Annotated in this window: 13 protein-coding genes; 9 read left to right on the forward strand and 4 right to left on the reverse strand. The window is 43.8% G+C overall.

Annotated elements, in window-relative coordinates:
• The first annotated feature begins 155 nt into the window (after positions 1 to 155).
• The 4 genes from I3249_RS11315 to I3249_RS11330 all read left to right on the forward strand — a co-directional run bounded on the left by I3249_RS11315 (position 156) and on the right by I3249_RS11330 (position 3400).
• Positions 156 to 944, forward strand: coding sequence for a threonine/serine exporter family protein (locus tag I3249_RS11315; RefSeq protein ID WP_238070028.1), 789 nt, complete (start codon positions 156 to 158; stop codon positions 942 to 944).
• A 1-nt stretch (position 945) separates the two neighbouring features.
• Positions 946 to 1398: a threonine/serine exporter family protein gene (locus I3249_RS11320; RefSeq protein ID WP_160022269.1), complete on the forward strand. Its 453-nt coding sequence runs from the start codon at positions 946 to 948 to the stop codon at positions 1396 to 1398.
• A gap of 174 nt (positions 1399 to 1572) precedes the next feature.
• A complete protein-coding gene (gene gorA, locus I3249_RS11325; protein ID WP_238070029.1) occupies positions 1573 to 2937 on the forward strand; it encodes a glutathione-disulfide reductase in 1365 nt (454 codons plus the stop codon).
• Between the two features lie 301 nt (positions 2938 to 3238).
• On the forward strand, positions 3239 to 3400 hold the full coding sequence (locus tag I3249_RS11330) for a hypothetical protein (RefSeq protein WP_238070030.1): 162 nt from the start codon (positions 3239 to 3241) through the stop codon (positions 3398 to 3400).
• A 44-nt stretch (positions 3401 to 3444) separates the two neighbouring features.
• Here the strand turns inward: I3249_RS11330 and I3249_RS11335 are convergent, their stop codons facing one another.
• A complete protein-coding gene (locus I3249_RS11335) occupies positions 3445 to 4068 on the reverse strand; it encodes a GNAT family N-acetyltransferase (protein WP_238070031.1) in 624 nt (207 codons plus the stop codon).
• Between the two features lie 366 nt (positions 4069 to 4434).
• Positions 4435 to 6084: an FAD-dependent oxidoreductase gene (locus I3249_RS11340; RefSeq protein ID WP_238070032.1), complete on the reverse strand. Its 1650-nt coding sequence runs from the start codon at positions 6082 to 6084 to the stop codon at positions 4435 to 4437.
• 351 nt (positions 6085 to 6435) lie between these two features.
• Here I3249_RS11340 and I3249_RS11345 point away from each other — a divergent pair, with 351 nt between their 5' ends.
• Positions 6436 to 7590, forward strand: coding sequence for a tRNA pseudouridine(13) synthase TruD (locus tag I3249_RS11345; RefSeq protein ID WP_238070056.1), 1155 nt, complete (start codon positions 6436 to 6438; stop codon positions 7588 to 7590).
• 97 nt (positions 7591 to 7687) lie between these two features.
• Here the strand turns inward: I3249_RS11345 and I3249_RS11350 are convergent, their stop codons facing one another.
• Both I3249_RS11350 and I3249_RS11355 read right to left on the reverse strand, forming a co-directional pair.
• On the reverse strand, positions 7688 to 9145 hold the full coding sequence (locus I3249_RS11350) for a GGDEF domain-containing protein (protein ID WP_238070033.1): 1458 nt from the start codon (positions 9143 to 9145) through the stop codon (positions 7688 to 7690).
• A 293-nt stretch (positions 9146 to 9438) separates the two neighbouring features.
• The gene (locus I3249_RS11355; RefSeq protein WP_238070034.1) at positions 9439 to 10320 is read right to left on the reverse strand and encodes a PHP domain-containing protein; all 882 of its coding nucleotides are present in this window, start codon (positions 10318 to 10320) and stop codon (positions 9439 to 9441) included.
• A 291-nt stretch (positions 10321 to 10611) separates the two neighbouring features.
• On the opposite strand from I3249_RS11355, the gene ispZ reads away from it, so the two are divergent.
• From ispZ to mnmD, 4 genes are all read left to right on the forward strand, one after another.
• Entirely contained in the window at positions 10612 to 11163 is a 552-nt protein-coding gene (ispZ, locus tag I3249_RS11360) for a septation protein IspZ (protein WP_101205812.1), read from the forward strand.
• A 104-nt stretch (positions 11164 to 11267) separates the two neighbouring features.
• Positions 11268 to 11594: a YciI family protein gene (locus I3249_RS11365; protein WP_102092803.1), complete on the forward strand. Its 327-nt coding sequence runs from the start codon at positions 11268 to 11270 to the stop codon at positions 11592 to 11594.
• A 56-nt stretch (positions 11595 to 11650) separates the two neighbouring features.
• Positions 11651 to 12040, forward strand: coding sequence for a hypothetical protein (locus tag I3249_RS11370; RefSeq protein WP_238070035.1), 390 nt, complete (start codon positions 11651 to 11653; stop codon positions 12038 to 12040).
• Between the two features lie 124 nt (positions 12041 to 12164).
• The gene (gene mnmD, locus I3249_RS11375) at positions 12165 to 14234 is read left to right on the forward strand and encodes a tRNA (5-methylaminomethyl-2-thiouridine)(34)-methyltransferase MnmD (RefSeq protein ID WP_238070036.1); all 2070 of its coding nucleotides are present in this window, start codon (positions 12165 to 12167) and stop codon (positions 14232 to 14234) included.
• The last annotated feature ends 43 nt before the right edge of the window (positions 14235 to 14277 follow it).

Here is a 14277-nt window from a genome sequence, read left to right on the forward strand (position 1 = left end):
CTATGATCTTAGAATGAAGCTGTTTGCTGGTATCATTAATTCCGAGCTTAAATTATGACTTTTGCAAGAGGTCTAATATCTGTTAATGCCTGCGCATCAGCACCTATACCCTTTATAATAGCGTATCAATACCAACCAACCTGCGTATCTCATCCATGACTTCTATCAGCTACGTAAAGCAGCAGCGCATTACTCGACTATGCGTGCGCTGCGGACTACTCCTTATGCAGTATGGCGCTGAGTCTGCCGTGGTGGTGGACTTATCCAAACGCTTGGGGCTTGCCTTGGGAATGAACAGCGTCGAATGTTCGCTGAACTTTAATGCCATTACCTTGACGACTATCTGTGACGAACGCTGTATCACCACTACCAGAGACACGATCAATCAGAGCATCAATGTCAATTTATTGGTACAAATTCAGCAAATTGTTAATAAGACTGAATCTACTATCGATCACAATGACTTGATTGACCGCACTACCCTTGCTTTTGATGAGTTAGATAAGACCGTATACCCAACGTGGCTAGTAAGTATATTTGTTGGTGCCTCATGTGCGGCGTTTGCTTATCTGAATGGCGGTAGTTGGTCGATTACGGCGGTGACATTCATCGCGGGTATGGTGGCGATGTTTACTCGTATTTATTTATCCAAGCACCACTTTAATCCTTTTATCACGGTCATTGTGACAGCTTTTATTGCCTCGCTCATTGGCGCGACGACCTATTACTTTGATATTGGTAATAATGCGGATATCGCTGTTGCCTCCAGCGTACTGTTGCTGGTGCCCAGCTTTCCTTTGATTAACTCTTTGTCCGATATTTTAAAAGGCTATGTCAATATTGGCGTTGGGCGTGCGGTCTTTACCTATATGCTCACCTTATCCGCGTGTGTCGGTATCGTAATGGCACTGGTTTTACTTCGCATACAGCACTGGGGGTTTTAAGATGTGGTTTATTAAAACCGTCGTACTGTCTTGTATCATTACCCTTGGTTGGACGCTAATGTTTAGCGTACCCAAACGCTATATCTTGCCTTGTTTACTGATGACGGCTTTTGGCTTTGGGTTGAAGACAGCACTCGTTTATCAGCACATCCATATCGTGGTTGCTAGCTTTTTTGGGGCGATGCTTGCTAGCTTTTTGGGTGTGTACTTTTCTAAGAAATATACTCTACCGCCCAAAGCGCTCATCTCGCCTAGCGTCATTTGTATGATGCCTGGTATCGCCGCTTATAAGGCGATGGTCAGTATGGTACAGATAGGTTACTTTGGCTTTTCAGACGAGTTGTTTAGCCAAATGATGGTGTATTTGTTTGAAGCGCTGTTTGTGACCTCAGGATTGGTGCTTGGCTTGTCTATCCCTGGGCTGTTATTTTATAGACGTCGCCCTATTGTATAGATGGGTTTGAGTAGATTTAAATATCTAAATGCTAAGCTTTTCTTAACCAAGCACTGTTGAGACTCAAGCGACTCAACACATCCTAACCATAAAAAACTTGTAAGATGGATGATAAGACCCATTACAGTAGAGTCAGAAACAGCACCAATAACAACTTAATAAAGAGACCGTATTATGACCAAACATTATGACTATATCTCTATTGGCGGCGGTAGCGGCGGCATCGCATCACTCAACCGCGCAGCGAGCTACGGTAAAAAATGCGCCATTATCGAAGCCAACCAACTGGGTGGCACTTGTGTGAATTTGGGCTGTGTGCCCAAAAAAGTAATGTGGTATGGCTCGCAAGTGGCTGAAGCCATCCATAAATATGCACCAGACTATGGTTTTGATGTTGAGTTAAAAGGTTTTGACTTCCAAAAGCTGGTACAGAGCCGTCAACAATATATTGAAAACATTCACCGCGCTTATGACAATAACTTGGCCAAAAACGGCGTCGAAGTGATCAAAGGCTTTGCCAAGTTTGTCGATACCAATACCGTAGAAGTAAATGGCGAGCTGATTACCGCTGATCATATTTTGATTGCTACGGGCGGTCATCCGATTCAGCCAGATATCAAAGGCGCAGAATACGGCATCGACTCTGACGGCTTTTTTGCGTTGAATCATTTGCCAAAACGTGTGGCGATTGTAGGTGCAGGCTATATCGCTGTCGAGATCGCAGGCGTGTTAAACAGTCTGGGTGCCGAAGTGCATTTGTATGTACGTAAACACTCGCCACTACGTACGTTTGACCATACTATCGTAGAGACTTTGCTGATAGAGATGGAACAAGCTGGCATTAAGTTACACACCAACACGGTGATCAGTGAAGTCACTAAAAATGACGATGACAGCCTGGATTTGACCACCAACGATGGCGGTGAAGACTGTATCGATACTGTTGACTGCTTGATCTGGGCGATTGGTCGTGCACCATCGACAGACGGTATAAACCTACAAGTAACAGGAGTTGCCACGACTGAGACGGGTAAAATCAAAGTCGATAAGTTCCAGAATACCAACGTCGATGGTATTTATGCGGTTGGCGATATTATCGAAAATAGCGTTGATTTAACGCCAGTCGCGATTGCCGCTGGTCGCCGCTTATCTGAGCGTTTGTTTAACAATAAGCCCAATGAGCATTTAGACTATACATTGATACCGACGGTGATTTTTACCCATCCGGCTATCGGTACGATTGGGCTATCTGAAATCGACGCGGTGGAACGCTATGGCAAAGAAAACATCAAATGTTATACCTCAAGCTTTACCGATATGTATAGCGCGGTCACTCAACATCGTCAAAAATGCACCATGAAGCTAGTATGCTTGGGCGATGACGAAAAAGTCATTGGCCTGCATGGTATTGGCTTTGGTGTTGATGAGATGATTCAGGGCTTTGCAGTCGCTATCAAAATGGGCGCGACTAAAGCTGATTTTGACAATACCGTTGCCATCCATCCAACTGGCTCAGAAGAGTTTGTGACAATGCGTTAAGCTCACTGTTTAACGTTTCTCTTATTCTTAACTATTATAAAAAAGGATGCCATTTGGGCGTCCTTTTTTATTGTCAGTCATGACGTAAGCATATAGCTTCGTAGGTCTAAAACTGGCTCATTACTTTTATATCGCACTGATGACTACTGTATTTTTCTAATCATTATTTGCTTTGAAAAATTTAAAGCAAGGCATACTGACAGCGCAATCCTGATGCTGTTATGATGCGATTAATACTGACCGTTGAGAGATGACTGTGTGGCAGGTGTACTTATTTATATTACCGATTGGGCTTGGCATCATGACATTAGCAGCAAGCCTATTGTTTTTGTTTGCTTACCTAATGTCGGATGATAATGCCACGCGCTTGCCAGCATTTAACTGGTTCAAGCGCTTAATTATTGTGGCATTTATGCTGCTGAGTATCGGTCTGTTTATGACTTTTGGGTATTTCTGGGGTTAATTTAGATAGAGTATTTTTTAGTGTTTTTTACTAAGCCAACTTGATTAGCTAACGATTTTTTCGAGTTCTAATAGCTCTAAATCATCACGCTTTGGCTCGCCATTATTGCCATCGTTTGGAAACGGCATTTTATTACCATTGAACTTATAACCACGGCGCTGATAGTAAGCCAAAAGCTCAGGACGATGACTTAGTATAGACATGGTCAGACGGCTAGGCTGATTCAGCGACTGTAAGTGGCGATCTGCAAAGGTCTCAGCTGCATGTAGTATCACATTGCCAACACCCTTCCCTTGTAGCAAAGGATGTACCGCAAACATGCCGATATAAGCTTTCTTATTTGCGTCAGCATTGGTTTTGATATCGACAGCGATACAGCCAAGTATTTCACCCGTTTCTTCTCCATCACGGTCGCCAGTTGTGGTTTTCGGATAAACGAAGTAATAGTGATTAGGATCATTGATTACGGCGGCGAGCTCCGCTGATGTAGTCCTGATACCGCCGATTAAGTCGGCCTCATTGGTCCAACCTGCCGTCTCCCGATAGCAGCAATTCAATAACTGCTCAAGTGCGCCAATATCATCTAATGTCGCTTCACGCAAAAATACCGACTCTTTACTAAAGTGATCTGTGTTTACATTGCTGTCATTTATATTATTGTCGCTCATATTATAATTTTTCCTTTTCCGTCTATGTATAGTTGCATTCAAATAATTTCGATACAAGAAAACCGAATGCAAGTGATACATTAGTATACTTAATGAGGGTGACGATGTAGCGGATCTATATAGATTTAACTATAAAAAAACTGACTTAGATCACTAAGCCAGTCTAGGGGTATGTCATTAATTAGATTGTGCGGCTTATAATGAGAAAAATTGTAGATAAACGAGGAAAAAACTGCCGTTAATATGAATATATTTGTAAGATTTCTGACAATGTTTAGCAAAATTTAGCCATTTTAAGACCACTAAATGTATTCATATGCTAATTGATGACATGCCCCAAATACTAATACTTATTGTTTTATAGTACTAGCGCGATAATACATGCGCTTGCTCAATAATATCAAGCCCTGCATTAAGCTGCGCACGTGTCGGCGCATGACCAAGGCGTAATAGCTCAGAGAAAGCAACCAGCTCTTTATCACGTCCAAGCGTACTTGCGGCACTAGCCCGTGTATCTTCGCCTTCATCATCGAAATAGTATTCTATATAATCATGCGTATCTGGCGTACCAAGTAGGATATTGTGATCTGGTGTCTCGGCATGACCGCTATAGCGTAGGCTCTTGCCATATTGCATGGTCCAGAAGAAAGGAATACGCGTTTCCAGTGAGTCAACACTGTCGTCACTTAGGATTGCAGCAGCTGTGACCATGCCATGCTGCAGCGCCACGCGCCAATGCTCGATACGCATGCGACCCATTTTATTGCTGACTTTTGCAATATCACCTAGCGCGTAGACGCCATCGCGCAGCTGTAGATGCGCATCGACTTGTACACCATCTGGATCGTTAACTTCGCTCAATATCTCTGTACGTGGAGACACGCCAGTACCCAATATCACGATATCGGCATCAATATGCTCGCCATTCGCCAGCGTGACACCGCCTACATTTGAGAAAGCCTGATTATTATTATCTCCATCCTTGTCCACTTGACGATCAACCTTAGTAATTTCATTGACGGTTGCGTCAAACACAAAGTTAATGCCCTTCTCTTCATGTAATTTAACTAAGGCATTACTCACCGTTTCAGAGACAATATTGCCCATCACGCGGCTACCTTGTCCAATCACTGTAATAAAAGCTGTCGTACCAGCTTGTGCTAATGCCGAAGCGGTCTCCATACCGATAAAACCTGTACCGATGATCACCACACGCTGATCATGACTGGCCGCTTTAATTAGTTTGGCATCATTCATGCTACGTAGCGTATATACGCCATCTATCTCAGTACCTTTGATAGGTGGTAAGTTTGGTTCAGCACCAGTGGCGACAACCAAGAAGTCTGCAGTCTGTCGCTCGCTGTTGCCATCATTATCCTCTATGACGACGGTCGCTTCATTGGGTAGCACTTCGCTAACTGTCTGGTTGAGGCGTAACTCAATATTGTTGTTATCCGCCCAGTCAGCACCGCCCAAGAGCAGCTTATTCTCGTCCATCTTGCCTGCCAAAAACGCTTTGGATAATAAAGGACGATTGTAAGGAGCCTTATCCTCTTTACTAATCAACGTAATCTTGCCGCCATAGCCACCCTGACGCAACTGGTCGGCCGTCATAAATCCTGCACCGCCACCGCCAACGATAATAGTATGGGTATTAGTCAATTTGTCATTTTCGGCCTGCCCCGTTACCTGAGCTGAGGTATCAACTGTCAAATTATCACCATCATGAGTCAGCTCATACTGGGTCAAACCTTTAGTCGCTATCGGCTCTAATAGTGAGCCGTCACGACTATCAAAAGTCGCATGATGCCAAGGACAAACTACCCGATTGCCACAGCGTAATCCGTTACCCAAATCCGCACCCGCATGTGGGCATTTACCATCGAATGCACGGAACTCATCGTCATCGCGAGTGATTAAAATGATACTATCGTCTTCTTGCTTATACGATTTCATACCACCGCTTGGGATATCCGCTTTACTGATAGTGACTGTGTTGATCGTTGCGTCGGTCATAATGCTTCCTTAACAGTTATAATGATGTCTAATGACAGCAGGTTGAAAATGACCGTAACCAACCAGACAAATTCAACTTATCCTATTATTTTTAATATGCTATGCATTGATAGTAGCAAGAGCGCCTCGCACACGATGTTTTTTTGTATGTTTGCTGCGTTGCAAAACGTAATTATGCAAATTTGCTTTGCGCACTCTTTTTACTTCTAATCATTATTAATAAACAAAATAAAAGACGACCTTATGACTTCTCAAGACAACCAAAACGAAATAACTACTTCTCAAGATAGTTTAGATAGCCAAGCTGCTACTATTGATCGAACAGCTAGTGAGCAAATTGATATGACTCATATGGATATTGCTGCTATTACAGATACTGAAAATTTGCCTCAGCCAAGTTTGCAGCCAATACAGCAAGCGACTTATAAAGCCAATACGACTGATTTTATCGTTAATGAGCTATTGCCGTTAGACTTCACTGGTGAAGGTGAGCATCTATGGTTGCATATCGAAAAATCAGGCATGAATACCGCTTATCTGGCGAAACTACTGTCAGAATGGGCTGACATTCCATTGCGTGATGTCGGCTACTCAGGCTTGAAGGATCGTCATGCATTGACGACCCAGTGGTTTAGTCTACGAATACCAAAAAAACAATTACCGCCTACTGAGTTTGCACCGGTAGATATCGGTGCAAATGAGACTGTCACTATACTTGCGCAGCACTGGCACAATAAAAAACTCAATCGCGGTACGCACCGTGCCAATCAATTTGTCATTACTTTACGTGATATCCAGTTTGCGAGCGTTGATGACAAAAGTAACGTATCACCTGAGCAACTACTATCTTCAAAAGAGGCCGTCGAGCAGCATCTAACGCGCATTGGCAAAAACGGTGTACCCAATTATTTTGGTCCACAGCGTTTTGGTCGTCAAGGTAATAACGTCAGAGAGGCTTTATCACTATTTGCTCGTCCGCCACGAGAGCCTCGCCCGCAACCAAAAAAGAGCAAACGTAAGCGTGCCCCGCGCGAGCAAAATACGATGGAATTGTCTGCTGCACGTAGCTTGATATTTAATGAGATATTGGCAGCACGGGTACGCGATGGCAGCTGGAACACTGGCCTAGCAGGTGAAGTGTTTAATTTGGACGGTTCAGGATCGATATTCACTAGTGAGACACTAGATGATACGTTGTATGCTCGTATTGATAGTGGCGATATTCATCCAACTGCCGTGCTCTGGGGCACGGGTAACGATAAAGTCACCGGTAGTGCTGCAGATTTAGAGACCGAGGTAGTACAACACAGCCCCCTACTCATGCAACTAGCAACTGGATTAGAGCAGCGCGATATTAAGGCGCAAAGACGAGCGCTACGTCTACCGATTGAGGCGTTAAGCTGGGAATGGTCGGACGATCAGACGCTGGTATTAAACTTTACTTTGACTACGGGTAGCTTTGCCACAAGTGTGCTCGCAAGTTTAGTACAGCAATTAGCGTCTTGATTGTATTACATCAAAGCCTCAATTGGACCAATCAATAGAATATCAGCCATACTAATAATACTTATATAGTGTTAGGGGTATGGCTGTTTATGAACGACTAGCGACTTTTATAGAGCGATTGCTTACCGCCTTCTTTTTCGGCCCACATCTCGTTTGCACTGACAACTTGATTGCGACCACGGTGCTTGGCTTCATATAAGGCTTTATCCGCTATGCTAATAAGTCGTTGGCAGATATCACTAGGCAGCTTTTGCATTGAGGCTATTTTGCTTTCCGCGCGCTGAGTAGCAATTGGCTTGATAAGAGGTGACGTTCGAGCGACAGTCTTTTGCTGTGTGATCGTTTTGTAGCCTTGCGCGATACAATCTCGCTCTTCGTGAGTTAAGGTATATAACCCAAAGCTTGCTGTCACATTAAAATCAGCCAGACCTTCAATCTTCATGACATGTTCAGCAATATTTAGCCGTAATTGCTCGGCAATCATCATAGCGCTATCATGCTTCGTGTCTGGTAGGACAATTAAAAACTCTTCGCCGCCATAGCGACTGATAATAGTCTTATCTGTTAACGACTGCGATAGCGTCTGCGAGATTTCAATCAGAACCTGATCACCTACATCGTGTCCATAATTATCGTTAATCTGTTTGAACCAGTCCAAATCTAACAGCATGACGCTTAAGTCTTGATATTCTCGCACAGTAGCCAAGGCATACTTCATTTTTTTCAGACCGTAGCGACGATTTTTAAGCTGAGTAAGCTCGTCCTGATTTGCATGTCGTAAGGTCTCAAATCGACTATCATCTAATACCAACAGTAAGGCACGGAACATATAGACTATAAAAATTGCTTTCGGCAGCGCTAAATATAAATGCGTCGACCGCCAAAAAAATGCGGATGAGCGCTGTAGCTCGCTGATACTATCCCAATTTAAGACGTTGTTTTCAAAAGCTAACGCAGCCACCGCATTTTCAGCAGCCATGATCTCGTTGTAAGTTAGATAGTTATGACTCTCGAGCATGGGATGAATGACGGTCAACTGGCGTAAATTAGGCAGACTGATACCAAAGTAAGGTGACATGATCGCTAATAGCATCAAGATAATATGCAGCCAAAACATACGCCAAGCATAGCGGCGCCTGATCAACATCATACCTAGCATAGCAGCGCCGACGAGCGACACGCCTGCAAACAGACTGCTGTACCCTATCATCACAATAACAGTAGAAATGTAAGCGGTGTAAACCAAAACCAAAGCTATCTGCCATCGACTTAAAACAATTTCGTTGTCGTTGCTTGAGTGAAATAAGCCTTTTACCATGCACAAAAAAAACAGTCCAACAAAGCTAATCCCAAGCCATAATGGATATAGATAATGTATGTTCACATAGGTGTTTAACGCATCTTGCTGCCACCAGACATACAAGCACCAGAACCAATGCAATGATACCTCTAACACGATAAATAAGGCCATCAGCGATGTTCGGTCAGCTGCTTGCCACTCAAAAATCATTTGAGAGATTTTGTTGTAACCTAGATGGGATATCGATACAGCCATAGAAGGGTTACCGCAGAGAGTATAAATACATTAAAAGGTATAAATGCGTTGAATAGATAAGTGCTAAAATCAAAGCCAAAGCATATTGTTCGCTCTGAAATTTCCACATCAAGTGTTACAAGTTCTGGTCCTATTATCAATCTATTTTACGCATTTATTTCCCAATAATTTCTCTATGAATGCAATTTTGTTTACTTACCCATTCTTGGCCTTATTCATCATGATAAATAAGGCCCTATCGCTATTGGAAATAACCTTATTAGAAGTAACTGTAAAAAGGTAAATCCTATTCACTAAGCAAGCGTTGCAAAAGATTCCCAAACCCCTTGCTGATCATCATTTAAAGTAGGAACATCGCCCAAACGTCGCCAAGGCATGTTACTACCATGAAAGTCACTACCAATAGATGCCGCAAGATCATGCTCAGCAAGGCTACGGTCGACCATTCTGCGTGTACTAATCGGCTCACTAGTGGCTGGTAGCTCACAAGCATCTCCGCCAAGCTGCGCAAACTCTTCGATTAGTTTACGCACGCGTGTCGCTGATAGTTGATATCGCGTAGGATGTGCGAGCACCGCTTTGCCGCCGCAAGCATGAATCAGCTCGATACCATGCTGCATAGTCAACGCCTCGATTGCTACATAAGCAGGTTTGTTATCTGCTAGGTACTTATCAAAGGCTTTTTGAACGGTTTTGACTTCACCGCGCTCAAACAATACCTGTCCAATATGGGCGCGCCCGACTGCTTGTGGGTTACCGCCTGCTTTACCGAGCACTGCTTGCCATAGCTCATCATAATTAATATCTAATAACTCGCTCAATTTTTCAGCGATACGCTGACCACGAGTGGCTCGACTGTCTTGCAGTTGCTGCAGCGTTGCGTGCATTTTTTCGCGATCAGTAAAGTCCAGTCCAAGTACGTGAATAATTTTATTGGTAGACTTATTCTTTCCGTAACCACCGCTTAACGTATGCTCACAGCTGATTTCAACGCCATTAATAATTTGCATATCGCAGGCACTGGCAGCGTCTCTTGCCTCATCAATCCCTGCCAGCGTGTCATGGTCAGTCAATGCCAATACGTTGATACCCGCTGCATGGGCACGCTGTATGACCTCGGTCGGTGCGTAGGTACCATCTGAACAAGTACTATGGCAATGTAAGTCGATTTTCATAAGCTGAGCCTTAAAGTGTTAAATAAAATAGAAGTAGAATAAAAGCTAGTGAGCAGACAGTCATTGTTACTATTATGTGCGTTGTAGTTTGTCTTGCTGATTCTGTAGATTTAGCAGTTATCGGTGCTGTATTTATGTTTATATTTGGCCAGTGACATGGTCATCAGGCGCAATAAGAAAGTATTACTCTGTAGGTTGCGTATATCGCATGATTATCGTGTTGATTGCTTTTTTTTGGTGCGGTAGACGTGTAAACTACCCCATACGTTTTTGTTGGACATACCCTTTGCTATGAAAGCATTATTAGACTTTATTCCCTTAATTGCCTTTTTTATCGCGGCGCGTTATAACGGTATTTTAGCAGCGGCAGGGGCTTTGCTCGTCGCCACTATTATCGTTTACGCCATTCATTTTATTCGTCAAAAAGGTAAGTTTGATAAGCAGCAATGGGTTGTCTTATTATTAACGATTTTATTCTGCGGCGGCACATTACTGCTACGTGATGATATTTATCTGCGTTGGAAGTCGCCCATTATCAATGGTATTTTTGCATTGACGCTATTCGTCAGTGCCGCTATTAATAAGCCATTGATGCAGCTTGCTATGAAAGAGGTATTTACCCTGACGCTTAGCGGCTGGAAAAAGCTGACCGTTGCTTGGGCGCTGTTTTTTGCCCTAATGGCTGTACTACATTATATCACAGCGTTCACAATGTCAGATGAAGCATGGATCAACTTTAAGACCTATGGTTGGATTCCGATTATGCTGGTGTTTGTTGTGGCTCAATTTGCTGTACTAAAAAAGCATCTCAACCCTGCCCTAACAGACAAAGCCACTAAATAGTTTCTGTTGCCTGGTCATAGCAGCAATCACTTTGTCGCTATGACGTTTATACTAAGCCCATATAAGCTCATCATTACTTTTTTATTATTCACTAAGGAAGTCTCATGTCTTTATTTGCAATCATTGGTCATGACGTGGCTAATAGCAGTGCACAACGTCTGATCACTCGTACTGAACATATTGAACGCTTAAAAGCATTGCATCAACAAGGCCGTCTCGTTATCGCAGGTCCAACGCCTATCGAGCATGGCAAAAGTGATATGTCAGGCAGCTTAATCATTGCAGACTTTGACTCTATCGAAGCGGCTCAAGCATGGGCAAACGATGAGCCTTACTTACGTGATGGCGTGTATAGTCATGTCGATATCAAACCATTTGTTCAAGCATTGCCAGCACCAACTGACAGTAATAATCAAGTAGCTGCATCGTGATCCAGAGAGTCTCTTTTTCACCTACCTGCTTCTACAAAAGTGCCCTGACTGGCCTCATGTTAGTGACAGCCGTTTCGGTGCAGGCTGCACCTACTGCGCCCATAACACCTGCTGTCGATGCAACCGATCCGACAGCTGTGCTGCCGTTGACTGGGCCAGTAGCGGCGCGCGCTTTGCCAACGAAAAACTCAGCGCTAGATATTAATGATACCTTGGCGGCACAGTTGCAACCATCTACTAAAGCATTGTCAGCTGCCAATCAAGAATTGCTCAGCCGTAATGCACAACTACAGCGTCAAGTGAACGATTTACAGACTCAAGTAAATGTCTTGGTTTACGAAAGTAAAGGACAGTTATTTCTATACGGTGCGTTTACCGTTTTGATCAGTCTATTAGTCGGTATTTTTGTCTCGTGGTTAGTATTTGTCCGTCGTGAGCGCTGGTAGCGTAAGCTGTGCTCGCACTGACTTGCATTACTCTACTTCGCTACGTCTAACCAAATGTCGATATCATTGATCCGTCACTGCTGACCGTTTAGCTACCGTTCCTGATATTCCTAAGAAGTGCCTCATGTCTACCGCTAATCATCAAAACCCTGAACACTTAAACGTTATCACGCCTGCCAAGATTGACTGGCAAACGGATGATACCGGCAATATGGTGCCAGTATCAGGTGAGTTTAGGGATGTGTATTTTTCTCATGCAGATGGTTTGGCAGAGACACGTCACGTGTTTCTAGAGCACAATCAGTTACCAGAGCGTTTGGCACACCTTGCACCAAAGCAATGCTTTACGATTGCTGAGCTAGGCTTCGGAACTGGGCTTAATCTACTAGCGACGTGGCAATTGTGGCGACAACTGCGTGAAACCAACCCGCAATTAGCAACGGCTCGTTTGCACTTTATTACTACTGAAAAATTCCCTATACCGCTAGCGGATTTGACGCAGATACTTGCGTTATGGGGTGAGCGTGCACCGGAGCTAATGGCATTTATTGAGCCACTTTTGGCTACATATCCGCCCCTAATTGCAGGCTGTCATCGTTTAAGTTTTTCTTATGATAACTTAACTGTCGATATGTGGTTTGGTGATGCAGCAGAAAGTCTAAGCAAACTGGCATTAGACCATTCTAACCAGCATACGCCTTGTATTGATGCTTGGTTTTTAGATGGTTTTGCCCCTTCTTGCAACAGTACGTTGTGGGCTGACAGTATCTTTGGACAAATGCAGCGTCTATCACGCCCTCATACGACTGCCGCTACTTATAGCTGTGCAGGTATCGTCAAGCGCGGACTAAGAGAGCATGGCTTTCAAATTAAAAAAGTCAGAGGTTTTGGTCGAAAACGAGAAATGCTAACAGCCATTATGACTAATGCAGAAAGTAGAGACCTTACTGATGATGATAAAAATTGTGATAATAAAAGCCACGAGGCGAAGCAGGAAACGACTGATAGCACATTCGATAATACTGTCGTTATTGGTGCAGGCATTTCAGGGTTGCTCACAGCTTGGTCGCTTGCCAGTCGCGGTATTACCGTCATCTTATTAGATAAATCAGCGCCCTTAGCAGGTGCATCGGGCAATCCTAGAGCATTACTTGCGCCCAAAATGACGCCGATCCACCATGTTGACGAGCATCTGCATACCATAGGCTATCTCCATAGCAGCAGGCTATATCGATACCTTAATCAAACAGCCGTACAGCTTCATACAGCACCGGTACTTGAACTGACTGGCGCCCTTGATTTACTTATAAAAGCCAATATCGGTGCGGAACAAATTGCCGACTATCCTGACGAGATGGCGACCACCCTATCGCATGAGCAAGCACAGATTACTAGTGGCCTAAAAGACCAAGACTTATCAGAGAACTTGTACTTACCGCAGTCTGGCCTGGTCAATCCACAAGCACTAAAAGACATCATACTGACTCATCCACTCATTCATTTCCAGCAGTTAGAAGTGAATAAAATCAACGAGACTGAGCAGCAAGTTCGTATTGAAGGTATTGATGGAAACCGTAATACTGTCACTATGACTACTGATAATGTCGTCATTTGCGCAGCTTTTGAAAGTCATCAATTGGATAAGCGTATTTTTGATTGTCGTAAAATTCGTGGGCAGCTATCTTGGTTTACCCCCTCAGCGGAGCAACTAACAAAGCTACCTAAAATACCGCTTAAATATAGTGGTTACTGCGCGCGGTTCAACGCACAGGCTGGAGATGATAAGTTAAATACTGTTGTCGCTGACAATCCATATTTATTACTTGGCGCAAGTTTTATCCGCAATGACACAAGTACTGACATACGTCCTGAAGAGCATCAGATTAGCCGAGACAAGCTCATCACTGCTATACCTGAAATGGCATCTGTCATTCCGGCAGATACGAGTCTATGGCAGGGACGATCTGGCATTCGCACCCAAACGCCTGATTACCACCCTATCGTTGGACAATTGGCAAATAGTCAGCGGAGGATATGGACAATGAGTGCGATGGGCGCAAAAGGTTATGCATTGGCACCTATTTGTGCTGAAGCATTAGCAGATATGATGCTAAGGTCATTCGCACCACTGTCAGAGACGATGCTCGCACGCCTATCACCCAATCGTACACGTTTACAGACGCCGCTTGTTTAAGAATAAATGGCTCTTGTGTAAATAACAACAACGCTCTCTACGA

Origin of the sequence: Psychrobacter sp. Ps1 (genome assembly GCF_022129425.1) — a bacterium.
Classification (GTDB): Bacteria; Pseudomonadota; Gammaproteobacteria; order Pseudomonadales; family Moraxellaceae; genus Psychrobacter.

Bases quoted from the DNA above. Each gene is read 5' to 3' on its own strand.
- mnmD (WP_238070036.1), top strand. From the start codon at position 12,165: ATGTCTACCGCTAATCATCAAAACCCTGAACACTTAAACGTTATCACG.
- I3249_RS11365 (WP_102092803.1), top strand. From the start codon at position 11,268: ATGTCTTTATTTGCAATCATTGGTCATGACGTGGCTAATAGCAGTGCA.
- gorA (WP_238070029.1), top strand. From the start codon at position 1,573: ATGACCAAACATTATGACTATATCTCTATTGGCGGCGGTAGCGGCGGC.
- I3249_RS11350 (WP_238070033.1), bottom strand. From the start codon at position 9,145: ATGGCTGTATCGATATCCCATCTAGGTTACAACAAAATCTCTCAAATG.
- I3249_RS11345 (WP_238070056.1), top strand. From the start codon at position 6,436: ATGGATATTGCTGCTATTACAGATACTGAAAATTTGCCTCAGCCAAGT.
- I3249_RS11315 (WP_238070028.1), top strand. From the start codon at position 156: ATGACTTCTATCAGCTACGTAAAGCAGCAGCGCATTACTCGACTATGC.
- ispZ (WP_101205812.1), top strand. From the start codon at position 10,612: ATGAAAGCATTATTAGACTTTATTCCCTTAATTGCCTTTTTTATCGCG.
- I3249_RS11340 (WP_238070032.1), bottom strand. From the start codon at position 6,084: ATGACCGACGCAACGATCAACACAGTCACTATCAGTAAAGCGGATATC.
- I3249_RS11330 (WP_238070030.1), top strand. From the start codon at position 3,239: ATGACATTAGCAGCAAGCCTATTGTTTTTGTTTGCTTACCTAATGTCG.
- I3249_RS11370 (WP_238070035.1), top strand. From the start codon at position 11,651: ATGTTAGTGACAGCCGTTTCGGTGCAGGCTGCACCTACTGCGCCCATA.
- I3249_RS11355 (WP_238070034.1), bottom strand. From the start codon at position 10,320: ATGAAAATCGACTTACATTGCCATAGTACTTGTTCAGATGGTACCTAC.
- I3249_RS11320 (WP_160022269.1), top strand. From the start codon at position 946: ATGTGGTTTATTAAAACCGTCGTACTGTCTTGTATCATTACCCTTGGT.
- I3249_RS11335 (WP_238070031.1), bottom strand. From the start codon at position 4,068: ATGAGCGACAATAATATAAATGACAGCAATGTAAACACAGATCACTTT.